The following is a 15,022-nucleotide window of genomic DNA, read 5'->3' on the forward strand; positions in this document are numbered from 1 at the left end:
GCGCCACCGGGCCGGTCGGTCAGAACGGGGAGGACGGTCGGGACGCGGCGGCCAGGGCGGCGCGGAGTTCGGCGGCCGGGTCGCCCTCGTGGTACGGGCGTTCGCTGGGCTCGATGTGGTCCAGGAACTCCTGGTAGCGCAGCGCGTAGGCCACGTGGTGGAGCGGAGCGGCGAGTTCGAGGGCGCGCTGCGGGTCCGAGCCCGGGGCGTGCTCGCGCCAGGCCGCCGTCCAGACCTCGGCGTGGTGGCGCCAGGCCGCCGGGGTGAGGTAGGCCCGGGGGCGCAGCCCGTCCAGGGCCGGGTGGCCGAGGCAGGCGTCGGCGTAGTCGACCACGACCGGGCGGGCGGCGCCGGTGCGCCAGTTGCCGGGGTGGAAGTCGCCGTGCAGCAGCGTCTCCGGGAGGCCGCAGGCGGCCAGTTCGTCCAGCAGCGCGGGCAGTTCGGCGGCGAACCCGTGCAGCCGGTCGCGTTCGGGCGCCGTCAGGTCGGTCTCGGCGGGGAGCCGGTCCAGCAGCGTCGTCAGCTGGGCGTGCAGGGTGGCGGGCGTGCGGTCGCGCAGCCCGGCCAGGGCCATGGGCCGTCCGGCCAGGGCGGCCTGGGCGGCGACGAAGCGCGGGACGACGTCGGCGACGGTCGCCTCGTCCGGGCTCCAGCAGTCCTCGCCGGGGACGTGGTCGAGCAGCAGTCGGCCGGCGGCCGGGTCGGCGGCGAGCACCGGCGGGACGAGGGTGGGGTCGACCCCGCCGAGCAGCGCGATCACCTCCCCCTCGGCGGCGTTGAACTCCGGGCCGGTGGTCTTCAACCAGGCGTCGGCACCGGTGGGGGAAGGGAAGCGGAAGAGGGCGGACAGGTTCCAGGTCCGGATCTGCCGCGCGGCCCCGGTCGGCCGGCCGAGGTCGGCGAGCCGCTCCTGCGCCCAGCCCAGCGCCGAGCGCAGCCCGTCCGGGGTGGCCCAGGCGGCCCGCCGGGCGGCGGGGGCCAGCAGGGCGGCCGTCCCGGCGTCCGGCGGGCGGGGTGTCAGGGCGGCGGGCGCCCGGAGCGCCTCGGCGTGGTAGCGGACCCGGCCGCCGTGGCCCGGGTCCGCGCTGTGCCCGTCGAGCAGTCTGGTCACCAGGACCGGCACGCCGGCCAGTTCGGTGGCCCGGGCGACCACGCCGTCCACCGCGGACCACCAGCCGAGGTCCGTCTCGAAGGGGCCCAACTGCCCGTAGTAGGCGCTTCCGTGGGTGAGGTCGACGGTCACGGTCCGGCTGTTCGCTCGCTGCATCCGAGCAGCTTCGCCCACGGCGCGAGGCGGCGGCGACCGGTTTTCCCCGGGGCCGGACCTGCTCGCCGCCGGGGGCCGCGGTGAGGCTGCGCTGCCCGAAGCCTCCTGCTGGGGTTCCGCCCGGTCCGTCCCACCGGGGAGCGCCACCCCGGTCCGCGTCACCCGGGCGCTGTCACCGGGGCCGACGTCAGAGGTCGTCGAGCGGCTCGTCCAGGACGCCCTCGCGCGCGATGATGTAGCCGAGGTGGCCCCGGCTGCGGCTGCCGAGGAGCTCGCTGGCCTTCTGGATGTGGCTGGAGACCGTACGGGTGCTCATCCCGAGGCGGGTGGCGATCGCCTCGTCGGTGAAGCCGTTGACCATCAGCCGCAGGACGTTGCGGCGGGTGCGGTCGGTGAGCAGCTGGGGGCGGTGGTGGCCCTCCAGGTAGGTGACGGGCTCGGCGCGTTCCCACATCAACTCGTAGATCTTGAGCAGGTACTCGACCAGGGGCGGGAACTGGATGAGCACCGCGGCGGCCTCGCGCTGGGCGCCGGCCGGGATGAAGGCGGTGGAGCGGTCGCAGATGATGACCCGGTCGAAGACCTCGTTGAGGGTGCGCACCTGGGCGCCGCGGGCGGAGACCTGCTCGATGTAGGCCAGGGTCGGGCCGTGCGAGCGGACGGTGTGCTGGTACAGGGTGCGCTGGCGGACGCCGCGTTCGGCGAGGGCGAGGTCGCGCGGGAGGGCGGCGGCCAGGTGGTCGGCGCCGCGTCCGCCGCCGGGCTGGGCGGTGCGCAGTTCCTCGGTGCAGTCGGCGACGGCCTTCTCCAGCGCCGGGTTGATCTCTTCGCCGGCCAGCTGGCGGATCGGGAGCTGGGCCTGTCTCATCACGTCGCGGTAGGCGTGCTCGGCGGCGGTGAAGGCGGTGCGCAGTTCGGCGAGCTGCTCCTGGTGGGCCAGCACGGCGAGTTCGAGCGGCCGGGTCAGGCCGGTGACCGCGAGGTCGGGCGGGACGGGGGCGAGCCGGTGCCCGGCGCCGGGCAGGGTGCGCAGCAGGCCCATACTGAGCAGGCATTCCGGGGCCTGTCCGGCGACGGCGCCGCCCTCGGCGAGTGCGACCCGGTAGAACTCGACCCCCCGGTCACACAGTTGGGGTGTCCCCTTTTCCGTGCTGGTGTCCTGGCATGGGCACATCTGGGCATCCTTCCGGCTTCGGCATTGCGCTTTCACGAATGCCCGCACCGGCAACAGCCAGACGTCCGGAAGGGCAGGATGGTGCTCACCTGCCGTTCGGACGCATCCCCCCCGGGCCACGACAGCCGCGAGTGTACGCGCTAAGGACGCGGAAATCAGCGGTTGTCGGCGAAACCGGGCATGCCCGGCAACGGCGTCCGACGGTGGTGACGGCGAGGACGACCGTACCCGGTTGCGGTAACGGGCGGGTGGCCGCCGCATTGCGCGCGTCGCCCCGTCAGGGCGGCCGGAGCGAAGGGCCGGTGAACCGGCCCGGCCGACGGACGGACGGAGGGCACCCCCTTGTTGCGAGCTGATCCCGACCCGCCCCCGCCGGTGGAGACCCCCGGCCCGGTGGACCCGGCCCGACTGGTGGATCCGGCCCGACTGGTGGACCCGGCCCTGCTCGGGGACCCGGCCCGGCTGGTGGATCCGACCGGGCTGGTGGACCCGGCCGGGCTGGTGGACCAGCGGCTGGTGCGGCAGCTCGCCGAGGCTGCCGCGGCCCAGGTCGGCGCGGGCTCGGTGCAGTTGCTCGGCGACGGCGGCCTGCTCCAGGCGCTGGCCAAGCAGTTGATCGAGCGTGCGTTGGAGCTGGAGTTCCAGGAGCACCTGCGCGGCCCGGGCACCAACAACCCCGCGGTGGCGGCCGGCGGCCCGGGCGGATCCGGCGGACCGTCCGGCCACCGTGGCCCCAACGGCCCGAACGGCGCCCGGGCCAGGCGCTTGCTGACCGAGATCGGGCCGGTCGAGGTGCGGGTGCCCCGGGACCGGGAGGGCAGCTTCGCCCCCCGTACGGTCCGCCCCCGGGCCCGTCGGCTGCCGGGGCTGGACCGGCTGGTGGTCTCGCTCACCGCGCGCGGCCTCAGTTCGAGCGAGCTGGTGGCGCACCTGGCCGAGGTGTACGGGGTGGAGATCAGCCGGGAGACCGTCTCGGCGATCACCGACCAGGTGCTCGACGAGCTCGACGACCGGCGCGGGCGCCCGCTGGACCCGGTGTACCCGGTGGTCTTCGTCGACTCGGTGCGCAGCGGGCGTTCGGGCGGCCCGCTGGTGCACCTGGCGCTGGGGATCTCCACGGACGGGCTGCGCGAGGTGCTGGGCCTGTGGCCGGCCGCGGACGGCGAGCAGTGGCCGCAGGTGCTGGCCGGGCTGGCCGAGCGCGGGGTGCGGGAGGTCTGGGTGCTGGTCGGCGCCGCCGGTGCGGGGCTGACCGAGGCGGCGGCCGCGCGGTGGCCGCGTACCGTGGTGCACACCTCGGTGGCGCACCTGCTGCACGCCGCGCTGCGGCACGCGCCGGGCGAGGACTGGGGCGGGCTGGCCCAGGTCCTGCTCGAGATCTGTACCGCGCCCACCGAGGCGGCGGCGCTGGAGCGGTTGGGCCGGGCCGAGCGGGAGTGGGGGCCGGGCCACCGCGAGGTGTTCCGGGTCTGGCGGGCGGCGTGGCCGCTGCTCGCCCCGGGGTTCCGGTTCGGCCCGGAGGCGCGGCGGCTGCTGGCGGGCGGCGGGGCGCTGGAGCGGCTGCACGCCCGGCTGCGCCGGATCGAGCAGGCCGCGGGGCGGGTGCGGGACGAGCGGGCCGCGCTCAAGCGCGTCTATCTGGCGACCCTCGCCCTGGAGTCGCCGGCCGGGGCCCGCCGGCCGTGGACCGGGGACTGGCCGGCCGTCCGCGCCGAGTTGCGCCGTGGGTCTCGACAGTGACGCTCAACTACCTTGTTCTTAACTGCAGTTGAGATTGCCTCAGCAAGCCCGGCGGTGACCTGTCGCGGGCGCCACCGACCTCCGTCGACCCCCGGCTCCCGACCTCCGGGGTGGGGTTCCGGCCATGGGCCGGACCTCCGTGCGCCCGCCCTCCCACCACTGATCTGACAGACCCAGGTGCTCTTTGCATCAGTTCTGCCCGATTTTGGCACAGTCTGTTCACGCTTCCGGTTCCCGCATTGCGTGATCCCGATAACGGCCAGAGCTTCCACGCCAGTTTGGGCCTCGGCAGGATTCATTCACAGCGAGGAGCGCACACACCGCCCGCCTCAGGAAGAGGAATTCGCCATGACGAATCTTGCCGATCGCATTCACAAGATGCTCGGAATTCTCGCCGTTCTGCTGGTCGCCGGGATCGGCCTCCAGATCCACGCCGCACCGTACCAGTCCACCGTTGCCGCAGGTCCCTCGGCCGTGCACGGGGACGACTCCGGCTGGGGCCCGTGAACGCACTGGCGCAAACTCGGGGCGAACTCGGTGAACCGCCGGCCGACATGAGCCGTTCACCGCGCGCCGAGGAAATTCCCCCCTCCTCGTAATTCTCCGAACAGAGAGGAAACCGACGATGGCGAACCCGTTCGACGACCCCGAGGCCGACTACCTCGTCCTGGCCAACGACGAGGGCCAGCACTCGCTGTGGCCGGTGTTCAGCCCGGTGCCCGACGGCTGGCACCAGGTCTTCGGCGCGGCCCGCCGGCCGGAGTGCGTCGAGTACGTGGAGCAGCACTGGCAGGACCTGCGGCCGAAGAGCCTGATCGCCCACCTGTCCGGCCACTGACCGGCCGTCACTGAGGAGCCTCAGTAGGGCCACCGGTTCACGGGACCACCGCCACCGAGCGGCCGTCACCGACGCACCGCCGTACGGCCACTGGCCCACCACGCCGACCGGGCCGACCGCCCGCGGGTCACGCAGCAACGAGGGAGAGAGAACCAGATGTCCGGGGACCAGCAGACGCACAGAACCGACCCGCGGCCGGGACCGGCCGAGGTGCTGTGTCGACTGTTCGCGGAGGTGCTCGGCCGGGAGTCGGTCGACCCCGCGGCGGGCTTCTTCGAGCTGGGCGGCGACCGGCCCGCCGCCGTACGGCTGCTGGCCCGGGTGCGCGCCGAGCTCGGGTTCCGGGTGCCACTGCCGCTGCTGCTGGACGCGCCGACCCCGGCCGACCTGGCCACCCGGCTGGCCGACCCGGCCCCGACCGCTCCCGACCCGCGCCCGACCCTCACCTCCCTGGTCGACGCCCAGGTCGCCCGCACCCCGGACGCCCCCGCGCTGTACGCCGGGTCCACCACCCTCACGTACGCCGAACTGGACGCCCGCGCCAACCGGTTGGCCCGGGTGCTCGCCGCCCGCGGCCTGGGCACCGAGGACGTGGTCGCGCTCGCCCTGCCCAAGTCCCCCGAGGCGGTCGCCGCGATCCTGGCCGTGGCCAAGACCGGCGCCGCCTGGCTGCCCGCCGACCCGGCCTACCCCGCCGAGCGGCTGCGCCACATGCTCACCGACTCCCGCGCCGCGCTGGTGCTCACCACCGCCGGCACCGCCGAGCGGCTGCCCGACACCGGCGCCCCCCGGCTGCTGCTCGACTCCCCCGAGCACCTCGCCGAGCTGGCCGACCGGCCCGGCACCCCGTTCACCGCGGCCGAGCGGGTCCGGCCGCTGAGCGCCGACCACACCGCGTACGTCATCTACACCTCCGGCTCCACCGGCCTGCCCAAGGGCGTGGCCGTCACCCACACCGGGCTGCCCAGCATGATCGGCACCCAGGTCGCCGTCACCGGCGTCGGCCCCGGCAGCCGGGTGCTCCAGGCCGCCTCGCTCAGCTTCGACGTCTCCGTCTCCGACCTGGCCGTGGCGCTCACCACCGGCGCCGCGCTCGTCCTCCCCCGCGAGCAGAGCCAGCTGGTCGGCGAGGCGCTGGCCGAGCTGATCGACCGGTACGGCGTCACCCACGCCGACCTCGCCACCGCGATGGCCGCCACCCTGCCGGACGCCCCGCTGCCGACCCTGCGCACCCTGATCGGCGGCGGCGAGGCCATCCCGCGCGAACTGGCCGCCCGGCTAGGCCGGGACCGGCTGATGCTCAACAGCTACGGGCCGACCGAGACCACCGTCATCGTCACCATGAGCGAGCCGCTCACCGGCACCGAGCAGCCCCCGATCGGCCACCCCTGCCAGGACGCGCGGATCCACCTGCTGGACGAGCGGCTGCGCCCGGTGGCGCCGGGCGCCGTCGGCGAGCTGTACGTCTCCGGCCCGCACCTGGCCCGCGGCTACCTGGGCCGCCCCGGCCTGACCGCCGACCGCTTCGTCGCCTGCCCGTTCGGCGCCCCCGGGAGCCGGATGTACCGCACCGGCGACCTCGGCGCCCTCCGCCCGGACGGCCAGCTGGACTTCCTCGGCCGGGCCGACGACCAGGTGAAGATCCGCGGCTTCCGGGTCGAACTCGGCGAGATCGAGCAGACCCTCTCCGCCCACCCCGGGGTCCGGCAGGCCGTGGTGCTGGTCCGCGAGGACCGCCCGGGCGAGCGCCGGCTGGTCGGCTACACCGTCGGCGCCGCCGACCCGGCGGAGCTGCGCGCCCACTGCGCCGGGCAGCTGCCCGACCACATGGTGCCCGTCGTCGTGGTGCTGGACCGGATGCCGCTGACGCCCAACGGCAAGGTGGACAAGCGCGCCCTGCCCGCGCCGGTGCTCGGCACCGCCGAGGAGGGCGGCCGGGCCCCGGCCGGCGAGGTGGAACACACCCTCGCCCGGCTGTTCGCCGAGGTGCTGGGGCTGCCCCGGGTCGGGGTCACCGACTCCTTCTTCGAGCTCGGCGGCGACTCCATCGTCGCCATCCAACTGGTCTCCCGGGCCCGGCAGGCCGGACTCCGGCTCACCCCCCGCGCCGTCTTCGAGGCGCCCCGCGTCGAGGCGCTGGCCCTGCTCGCCCGCCCGCTGGAGGGCCCGGTCGCCGTCGAGCCGGCCGAGGCGGGCCTCGGCGAGGTGCCGCCCACCCCGATCGTGCACTGGCTGTCCCGGCAGCAGGGCGCCGTCGGCAGCTTCTACCAGTCCACCCTGCTCACCCTCCCCGCCGGGACGGGGCACCCGGAGCTGGTCACCGCTCTCCAGGCGCTGCTCGACCACCACGACCTGCTGCGCGCCCGCACCTCCCCGCTCGCTGAACGCCCCTGGACGCTGCACGTCCCCGCCCCCGGCGCCGTCCCCGCCGAGGGCCTGCTGCGCACCGCCACCGGCCCGGCCGAGCCGGACGCCCTGCGCGCCGCCACCGAGGCCGCCCGCGACCGGCTCTCCCCCGAGGACGGCCGGATGGTCCAGGCCGTCCGCTTCGACGCCGGCCCGGACCGGCCCGCCCGGCTGCTGCTGGTGATCCACCACCTGGTGGTGGACGGCGTCACCTGGCGGATCGTCGAGGAGGACCTGCTCACCGCGCTCGCCGCCGCCCGCGCGGGCCGCACGCCCGAGCTCCCGCCGGTGCCCACCTCCTTCCGGCGCTGGGCCCAGCGGCTCACCACCGAGGCCCGCAGCGACCGCCGGGCCGCCGAACTCCCGTACTGGCAGGCCGCGCTGGCCACCCCGGACCCGCTGCTCGGCGCGCGCCCGCTGGACCAGGCGAAGGACACCTACGCCACCGGCGGCGCCCTGCGCGTGGTGCTGCCCGCCGACACCACCCGGGCCCTGCTGACCGAGGTGACCGCCGCCTACCACGCCCAGGTCAACGACGTCCTGCTGACGGCGCTGGCCCTGGCCCTCACCCACTGGCGCGGCGACTCGGCGGACCACGACGGCGCCGTGCTGGTGAACGTCGAGGGGCACGGCCGCGAGGAGGTGGTCGAGGGCGTCGACCTGCACCGCACCGCCGGCTGGTTCACCTCCGTCTACCCCGTCCGGCTCGCCCCCGGCCCGCTCAGCTGGGCCGAGGTCACCGACGCCGGACCGGCCCTCGGCCGGGCCCTCGGGCTGGTGAAGGAGCAGCTGCGCGCCGTCCCCGACAACGGCATCGGCTACGGCCTGCTGCGCCACCTCAACCCGGCCACCGCCGAGGTGCTCGCCGAACACGCCGATCCCCAGGTCGAGTTCAACTACCTCGGCCGCTTCCAGCCCGAGGGCGTCAGCGCCGAGGACGTGCTCGCCGGGGCCGAGGCGATGACCGAGGGCGCCGCCCCCGACCTCGCGCTCGGCCGGGTGCTCGGCCTGGACGCCACCACCGTCGACACCCCGCAGGGCCCGCTGCTGGTCGCCCAGTGGTCCTGGGCCGGCGAACTGCTCGACGAGGACCGGGTACGGGCACTCGCCGAGGCCTGGTTCACCGCCCTGCGCGCGCTCGCCGAGCACGCCGAACGGCCGGACGCCGGCGGGCACACCCCCGCCGACTTCCCGCTCGTCTCCCTCGACCAGGACGAGATCGACCGGCTCGCCGAACTCCACGCCCCCGCGGAACTGGTGGACGTCTGGCCGACCTCCCCGCTGCAGCAGGGCATGGCCTTCCACGCCGCGTACGACACCGAAGGCGCCGACGTCTACACCTCCGTCTGCACCTTCGACCTCACCGGCCCGGTCGACGCCGACCGGCTGCGCGCCGCCGCCGAGGCCCTGCTGCTGCGCCAGCCCAACCTCCGGGCCGGCTTCCACCAGCGCCCCGACGGCCCGCCCGTCCAGGCCGTCCCGGACCGGGTCGAACTGCCCTTCACCGTCCTCGACCTGACGGGCCACGCCGATCCGGAGGCCGAGGCCGACCGGATCGCCGCCGCCGAGTACGGCCGCCGCTTCGACCTCGCCCGGCCGCCGCTGCTGCGCTACACCCTGCTCACCCTCGCCCCCGGCCGGCACCGGCTGATCGCCGCCGCCCACCACATCCTGCTGGACGGCTGGTCCACCCCGCTGTTCGCCGAGGAGCTCTGGGCCCTCTACTTCCGGCAGCCGCTGCCCCCGGCCGCCCCCTACCGGGAGTACCTGCGCTGGATCACCGGGCGCGACGGCGCCGCCGCCCGCGACGCCTGGGCCCGGGCCCTCGCGGGCGTGGACGAGCCCACCCTGCTCGCCCCCGGCCGTACCGCCGCCGCCGCCCCGCGACTGCCGCTGCGCCTGCACACCGGTCTCACCCCGGCCGTCACCGAGGCGCTCGGCCGCACCGCCCGCCGCTACGGCGTCACCCTCAACACCCTCGTCCAGGCCGCCTGGGGCGTCCTGCTGGCCCGGCTCACCGGCCGCACCGACGTGGTCTTCGGCACCACCGTCTCCGGTCGGCCGCACGACCTGCCGGGCGTCGAGCGGATGATGGGCCTGCTCATCAACACCGTGCCGGTGCGGGTCACCCTCGACCCGGCCGAGTCCTGGGGGCAGCTGCTGCTGCGCCTCCAGCACGAGCAGTCCGCGCTGCTGGACCACCAGCACCTCAGCCTCACCGAGATCCAGCAACTCGCCGGACTGGCCAGCCTGTTCGACACCGTCACGGTGTACGGCAACTACCCCGACCCGTCCGCCCTGGACACCGCCGACCCGAGCGGCGCCACCCGGGTCACCCTGGTCGAGGACGTCGACAGCGCCCACTACCCGCTGCTGCTCGCCCTCACCCCGGGCGACGGCCTCCAGTTGCGGCTGGACCACCAGCCGGACGCCTTCGGGACCGCCGAGGCCCGTACGCTGCTGGACCGCTTCCTCGCCCTGCTCGACCGGATCGTCGCCGATCCGGCCGAACTCCTCGGCACCGTGGACGTGTTGACCGAGGCGGAGCGCGAGCAGCTGCTGACCGGCCGGCACGGGCCGGTGGCCGAACTGCCCTCGGGTACGGTCCCCGAGCTGTTCGAAGCACAGGCCGCCGCGACGCCCGAGGCGATCGCCCTGGTCGCGGGCTCCGTCGAGCTGACGTACGCCGAACTCAACGCCCGGGCCAACGGTTTGGCGCTGCGCCTGGTCGAGGCCGGGGTACGGGCGGAAACGCCGGTTGCCCTGCTGCTGGAGCGCTCGCCCGCGCTGGTGGTGGCCGTGCTGGCGGTGCTCAAGGCCGGCGGCAGCTACGTCCCACTGGACGACGCCCAGCCGCAGGAACGCCTCGCGGCCGTGCTGGCCGACGCGGGCGCCCGGATCGCCGTCACCGACCGCGACCACCCGGCGCTGGCCGGACTGACCACCCTCGCGGTCGGCGAGGAGACCGCCGCCAACCTCGATCTCCCTTGGCGGGCGTCCCAGTTGGCCTATGTGATGCACACCTCCGGCTCCACCGGCACCCCCAAGGGCATCAGCGTCACCCACCGCTCGATCGTCGACCTCGCCCTCGGCGGCACCTTCGCGGGCGGCGCCCACGACCGCGTCCTGGTCCACTCGCCCACCGCCTTCGACGCCTCCAGCTACGAACTCTGGGCCCCGCTGCTCTCCGGCGCCCGCCTCGTCCTCGCCCCCGCCGGGCGCCTCGGCGTCACCGAACTCACCGACACCATCGAACGCGGCGGCGTCACCGCCGCCTGGATGACGGTCGGCCTGTTCAACGTGCTGGCCGCCGAGTCGCCGCGCCTCTTCGCCGGGCTGCGCGAAACGTGGACGGGCGGGGACGTCGTCTCGCCGGCCGCGCTGCGCCGGGTGCTGGAGCACTGCCCCGGGCTGCGGGTGGTGAACGGCTACGGCCCCACCGAGACCACCACCTTCGCCACCCACCACCGGATGACCACCGCGGCCGAGGTGCCGGACAGCGTCCCGATCGGCCGCCCGCTCCCCAACACCCGGGCCTACGTCCTCGACTCCGGCCTGCGCCCCGTCCCGGTCGGCGTCCCCGGCGAGCTCTACCTCGCCGGGCCCGGACTGGCACGCGGCTACGTCGGCCGCCCGGGCCTGACCGCCGAACGCTTCGTCGCCGACCCGTACGGCGCCCCCGGCACCCGGATGTACCGCACCGGCGACCTCGCCCGCTGGACCATCACAGGCGAACTGGAGTTCGTTGGTCGAGCGGACAACCAGATCAAGCTGCGCGGCTTCCGGATCGAACTCGGCGAGGTGGAGGCGGCGTTCACCGCCCACCCGGCGGTCGGCCAGGTCGTCGCCGTGGTCCGCGAGGACCGGCCCGGCGACAAGCGGCTGGTCGTCTACGTCACCGGCGGGGCCACGCTCGAGGACCTGCGCGCCTTCGTCGCCGACCGGCTGCCCGGCTACATGCTCCCGGCCGCGACCGTCCCGCTGGACGCACTGCCGGTCACCCCCAACGGCAAGGTCGACCGTCGCGCCCTGCCCGCCCCCGACTACCGGGGTGCCGAGGGCCGGGCCCCGCGCACCGATTCCGAGCGGGCACTGTGCGAACTCTTCGCCGGGGTCCTCGGATTGGCGTCGGTGAGCATCGACGACGACTTCTTCGACCTGGGCGGCCACTCCCTGCTCGCCACCAAGCTGGTCAGCCGGATCCGCACCGCCCTGGGCGCGGAGCTGCCGATCCGTGCCCTCTTCGACAGCCCGACCGTGGCCGCGCTGGCCACCGCGCTGGCCACCGCCCTGGCCGCCACCCTGCCCGCCGTCGACGCCCCGGCCCGCCCGGCGCTTCGCCCGCAGGCCCGGCCGGCCCTGGTGCCGCTCTCCCCCGCCCAGCAACGCCTGTGGTTCATCGAGCAGTTCGAGGGCCCGAGCGCCCTCTACAACACGCCCGTCGCGGTCCGGCTCACCGGCGCGGTCGACCGCCCCGCGCTGGAACTGGCGCTGCGCGACGTGGTGGCCCGGCACGAGGTGCTCCGCACCCTCGTCCCGACCACCGACGGCCAGCCGCACCAGCTGGTCACCGACGCCCCCGAACTCGCCCTGCGCGCGGAGCCGGTGGCCTCCGAGGACGCGCTGCGCACCGCCCTGGCCGCAGCCGGCCGGGAGGTCTTCGACCTCGCCCGCGACCTGCCCGTCCGCGCCACACTGTTCTCCCTGCCGCACGACGAGCACGTCCTGCTGGTCCTGATGCACCACATCGCCGGCGACGGCTGGTCCGTCGCCCCGCTCTTCCGCGACCTCGCCACCGCCTACCGGGCCCGCCACGCGCACACGGCACCCGACTGGCAGCCCCTGCCGGTCCAGTACGCCGACTACGCCCTCTGGCAGCGCGAGCTGCTCGGCGACCAGGAGCACCCCAGCGCCCTGCTCACCGCCCAACTCACCCACTGGCAGCAAGCCTTGGCGGACGCCCCGGAGGAGCTGGCGCTGCCCTACGACCGCCCGCGACCGGCCGTACCGACCCACCGCGGCGGCCTCGCCACGGCCGTCGTCGACGCCGACCTCCACGCCGCGCTCGCCGAGTTGGCCGCCGGACGGCAGGCCAGCCTGTTCATGGTCCTGCAGGCCGCCGTCGCCACCCTCTACACCCGCCTCGGCGCCGGCACCGACCTCCCACTCGGCACCCCCGTCGCCGGACGCACCGACGAAGCCCTCGACGACCTGGTCGGCTTCTTCGTCAACACCCTGCTGCTGCGCACCGACACCTCCGGCAACCCCGGCTTCCGCGAGCTGCTCGACCGCGTCCGCCGCACCGACCTGGACGCCTTCGACCACCAGGACATCCCCTTCGAGCGCCTGGTCGAGCAGCTCAACCCCACCCGCACCCCGGCCCGACACCCGCTCTTCCAGACGCTCGTCGCGCTGGAGAGCCGCGCGGCCGTCCCGACCGCCTTCGGCGACCTGGCCTGCGCCGAGCACCCCTTCGAGCTGGACGTCGCCAAGTTCGACCTGTCCTTCCGCTTCACCGAACAGGGCCCGCAGGCGGGTCTGACGGTGGCGATCGAGTACGCGACCGACCTCTTCGACCCGGCCACCGCCACCACCCTCGCCGAGCGCCTGCTGCGGGTGCTGCGCGCCGTCACCGCCGACCCCGACGCGCCGATCGGCACCATCGATGTCCTCGGCCCGGCCGAGCGCGAACAGCTGCTCACCGGCTGGAACGACACCGCCGTACCCGTCCCGGACGCGACCCTGCCCGAGCTGTTCGAGGCCCGGGCCGCCGCCACCCCCGACGCCCCCGCCGTGGTCACCGACGGCGGACGGCTGAGCTACGCCGAACTCGACGCCCGGGCCGAACACCTGGCCGCCGAGCTCGCCGAAGCGGGCGTCGGCGCCGACACCCCGGTGGTCCTGCTGATGGACCGCTCCGCCGAGCTGCTGACCGCCCTGCTGGCCGTCCTCAAGGCCGGCGGCAGCTACGTCCCGCTGGACGACCGGCACCCGGCCGAGCGGCTGCGGCAGATCACCGCCGAGACCGGGGCGGCGCTCGTCCTGGTCGACGCGGCCCACCGCGACCACCCGCTCGCCGCCGACGCCCCCTGCCCCGTCCGGACGCTCACCCCGGAGTGCTTCGACGGCCCGCTGCGGCGCCGCTCCCACCGCCCCGCCGTCCACCCGGAACAGCTCGCCTACGTGATGTTCACCTCCGGCTCCACCGGAGTGCCCAAGGGCATCGCCATCACCCACCGGGACGTCGTCCAGCTCGCCACCGACCCGTGCTGGCAGCACCCCGACGGCCTGCGGGTGCTGTTCCACGCCCCGCACGCCTTCGACGCCTCGACCTACGAGATCTGGGCGCCGCTGCTCTCCGGCGGCCAGGTGGTCGTCGCCCCGGCGGGCGACCTGGACGCGGCCGCGATCGGCGCACTGATCCGGGCGCACGGGCTCACCCATGTGCACGTCACCGCCGGCCTGTTCCGGGTCATCGCCGAGGAGGACCCGGGCGTCTTCGCCGGGGTGCGCGAGGTGCTGACCGGCGGGGACGTGGTCTCCGCACCCGCCGTGCGCAGGGTGCTGGCGGCCGTCCCCGGGATCGGCGTACGGGTGCTCTACGGCCCGACCGAGATCACCCTCTGCGCGACCCAACTACCGCTGCCCGCCGCCGATTCGGTGCCGGACACGGTGCCGATCGGCCGGCCGATGGCGAACACCCGGGCGTACGTCCTGGACGACGGCCTCCAGCCCGTCCCGGTCGGCGTCCCCGGCGAGCTCTACCTCGCCGGAGCCGGCCTGGCCCGCGGCTACCTCGGCCGCCCGGCGCTCACCGCCGAGCGCTTCGTCGCCTGCCCGTACGGCGGCAAGGGCGAGCGCGTGTACCGCACCGGCGACATCGTCCGGCGCCGTGCGGACGGCGTGCTGGAGTTCCTCGGCCGCGCCGACGACCAGGTGAAGATCCGCGGCTTCCGGATCGAACTCGGCGAGGTCGAGGCCGCTCTCACCGCCCACCCCGCCGTCCGCCAAGCCCTCGCCCTGGTCCGCGAGGACCAGCCCGGCGACAAACGCCTGGTCGCCTACGTCACCGGCGACGCCACCCCCGGCGAACTGCGCGCCTTCGTCACCGACCGCCTCCCCGGCTACATGCTCCCGGCCGCCGTCCTCGTCCTCGACGCCCTCCCCGTCACCCCCAACGGCAAGGTCGACCGCCGCGCCCTGCCCGCCCCCGACTACACCGGCACCCCCGAAGGACGCGCCCCTCGCACCACCCAGGAGCGGAGCCTGTGCGAGCAGTTCGCCCAGGTCCTCGGGCTGGCCGCGGTCAGCATCGACGACGACTTCTTCGACCTCGGAGGCCACTCGCTCCTCGCCACCAAGCTGGTCAGCCGGATCCGCACTGCCCTGGGCGTCGAGATGACGATCCGCACCCTCTTCGACCACCCCACGGTCGGCGAGCTCGCCGACGCGCTGCCCGCGGCCCGCAAGGCCCGGCCCGCCCTCCGGCCGATGCGCCGGCCCGGCGGGCCGGCGTAGGCCCTCCCCGGCCCTGCGCGGATCCTCACCGGTCCGCGCAGGTCCTCCCCGGTCCTCGCGGATCCTCACCGGTCCGCGC

At 75.4% G+C, this 15,022-nt stretch carries 6 protein-coding genes; 4 read left to right on the forward strand and 2 right to left on the reverse strand.

Annotation, left to right across the window (positions count from 1 at the left end):
* Positions 1-19 precede the first annotated feature (19 nt).
* The gene (locus AB0F71_RS17055; RefSeq protein WP_360234218.1) at positions 20-1,267 is read right to left on the reverse strand and encodes an aminoglycoside phosphotransferase family protein; all 1,248 of its coding nucleotides are present in this window, start codon (positions 1,265-1,267) and stop codon (positions 20-22) included.
* 187 nt (positions 1,268-1,454) lie between these two features.
* Positions 1,455-2,441, reverse strand: a complete 987-nt coding sequence (locus AB0F71_RS17060) for a helix-turn-helix transcriptional regulator (protein WP_360234221.1) — start codon at positions 2,439-2,441, stop codon at positions 1,455-1,457.
* 342 nt (positions 2,442-2,783) lie between these two features.
* Here AB0F71_RS17060 and AB0F71_RS17065 point away from each other — a divergent pair, with 342 nt between their 5' ends.
* The 4 genes from AB0F71_RS17065 to AB0F71_RS17080 all read left to right on the forward strand — a co-directional run bounded on the left by AB0F71_RS17065 (position 2,784) and on the right by AB0F71_RS17080 (position 14,943).
* On the forward strand, positions 2,784-4,181 hold the full coding sequence (locus AB0F71_RS17065; protein ID WP_360234224.1) for an IS256 family transposase: 1,398 nt from the start codon (positions 2,784-2,786) through the stop codon (positions 4,179-4,181).
* A 348-nt stretch (positions 4,182-4,529) separates the two neighbouring features.
* Positions 4,530-4,688, forward strand: a complete 159-nt coding sequence (locus AB0F71_RS17070; RefSeq protein WP_360234227.1) for a hypothetical protein — start codon at positions 4,530-4,532, stop codon at positions 4,686-4,688.
* A gap of 118 nt (positions 4,689-4,806) precedes the next feature.
* Positions 4,807-5,019 (forward strand): MbtH family protein, encoded by a 213-nt coding sequence (locus AB0F71_RS17075; RefSeq protein WP_360234230.1) that lies wholly within the window; start codon positions 4,807-4,809, stop codon positions 5,017-5,019.
* 156 nt (positions 5,020-5,175) lie between these two features.
* Positions 5,176-14,943 (forward strand): amino acid adenylation domain-containing protein, encoded by a 9,768-nt coding sequence (locus tag AB0F71_RS17080; protein WP_360234233.1) that lies wholly within the window; start codon positions 5,176-5,178, stop codon positions 14,941-14,943.
* The last annotated feature ends 79 nt before the right edge of the window (positions 14,944-15,022 follow it).

Source organism: Kitasatospora sp. NPDC028055 (genome assembly GCF_040637885.1).
Taxonomy (GTDB): domain Bacteria; phylum Actinomycetota; class Actinomycetes; order Streptomycetales; family Streptomycetaceae; genus Kitasatospora.

Coding starts and splice junctions, on each gene's coding strand:
- AB0F71_RS17060 (WP_360234221.1), bottom strand. CDS start 2,441: ATGTGCCCATGCCAGGACACCAGCACGGAAAAGGGGACACCCCAACTG.
- AB0F71_RS17080 (WP_360234233.1), top strand. CDS start 5,176: ATGTCCGGGGACCAGCAGACGCACAGAACCGACCCGCGGCCGGGACCG.
- AB0F71_RS17055 (WP_360234218.1), bottom strand. CDS start 1,267: ATGCAGCGAGCGAACAGCCGGACCGTGACCGTCGACCTCACCCACGGA.
- AB0F71_RS17070 (WP_360234227.1), top strand. CDS start 4,530: ATGACGAATCTTGCCGATCGCATTCACAAGATGCTCGGAATTCTCGCC.
- AB0F71_RS17075 (WP_360234230.1), top strand. CDS start 4,807: ATGGCGAACCCGTTCGACGACCCCGAGGCCGACTACCTCGTCCTGGCC.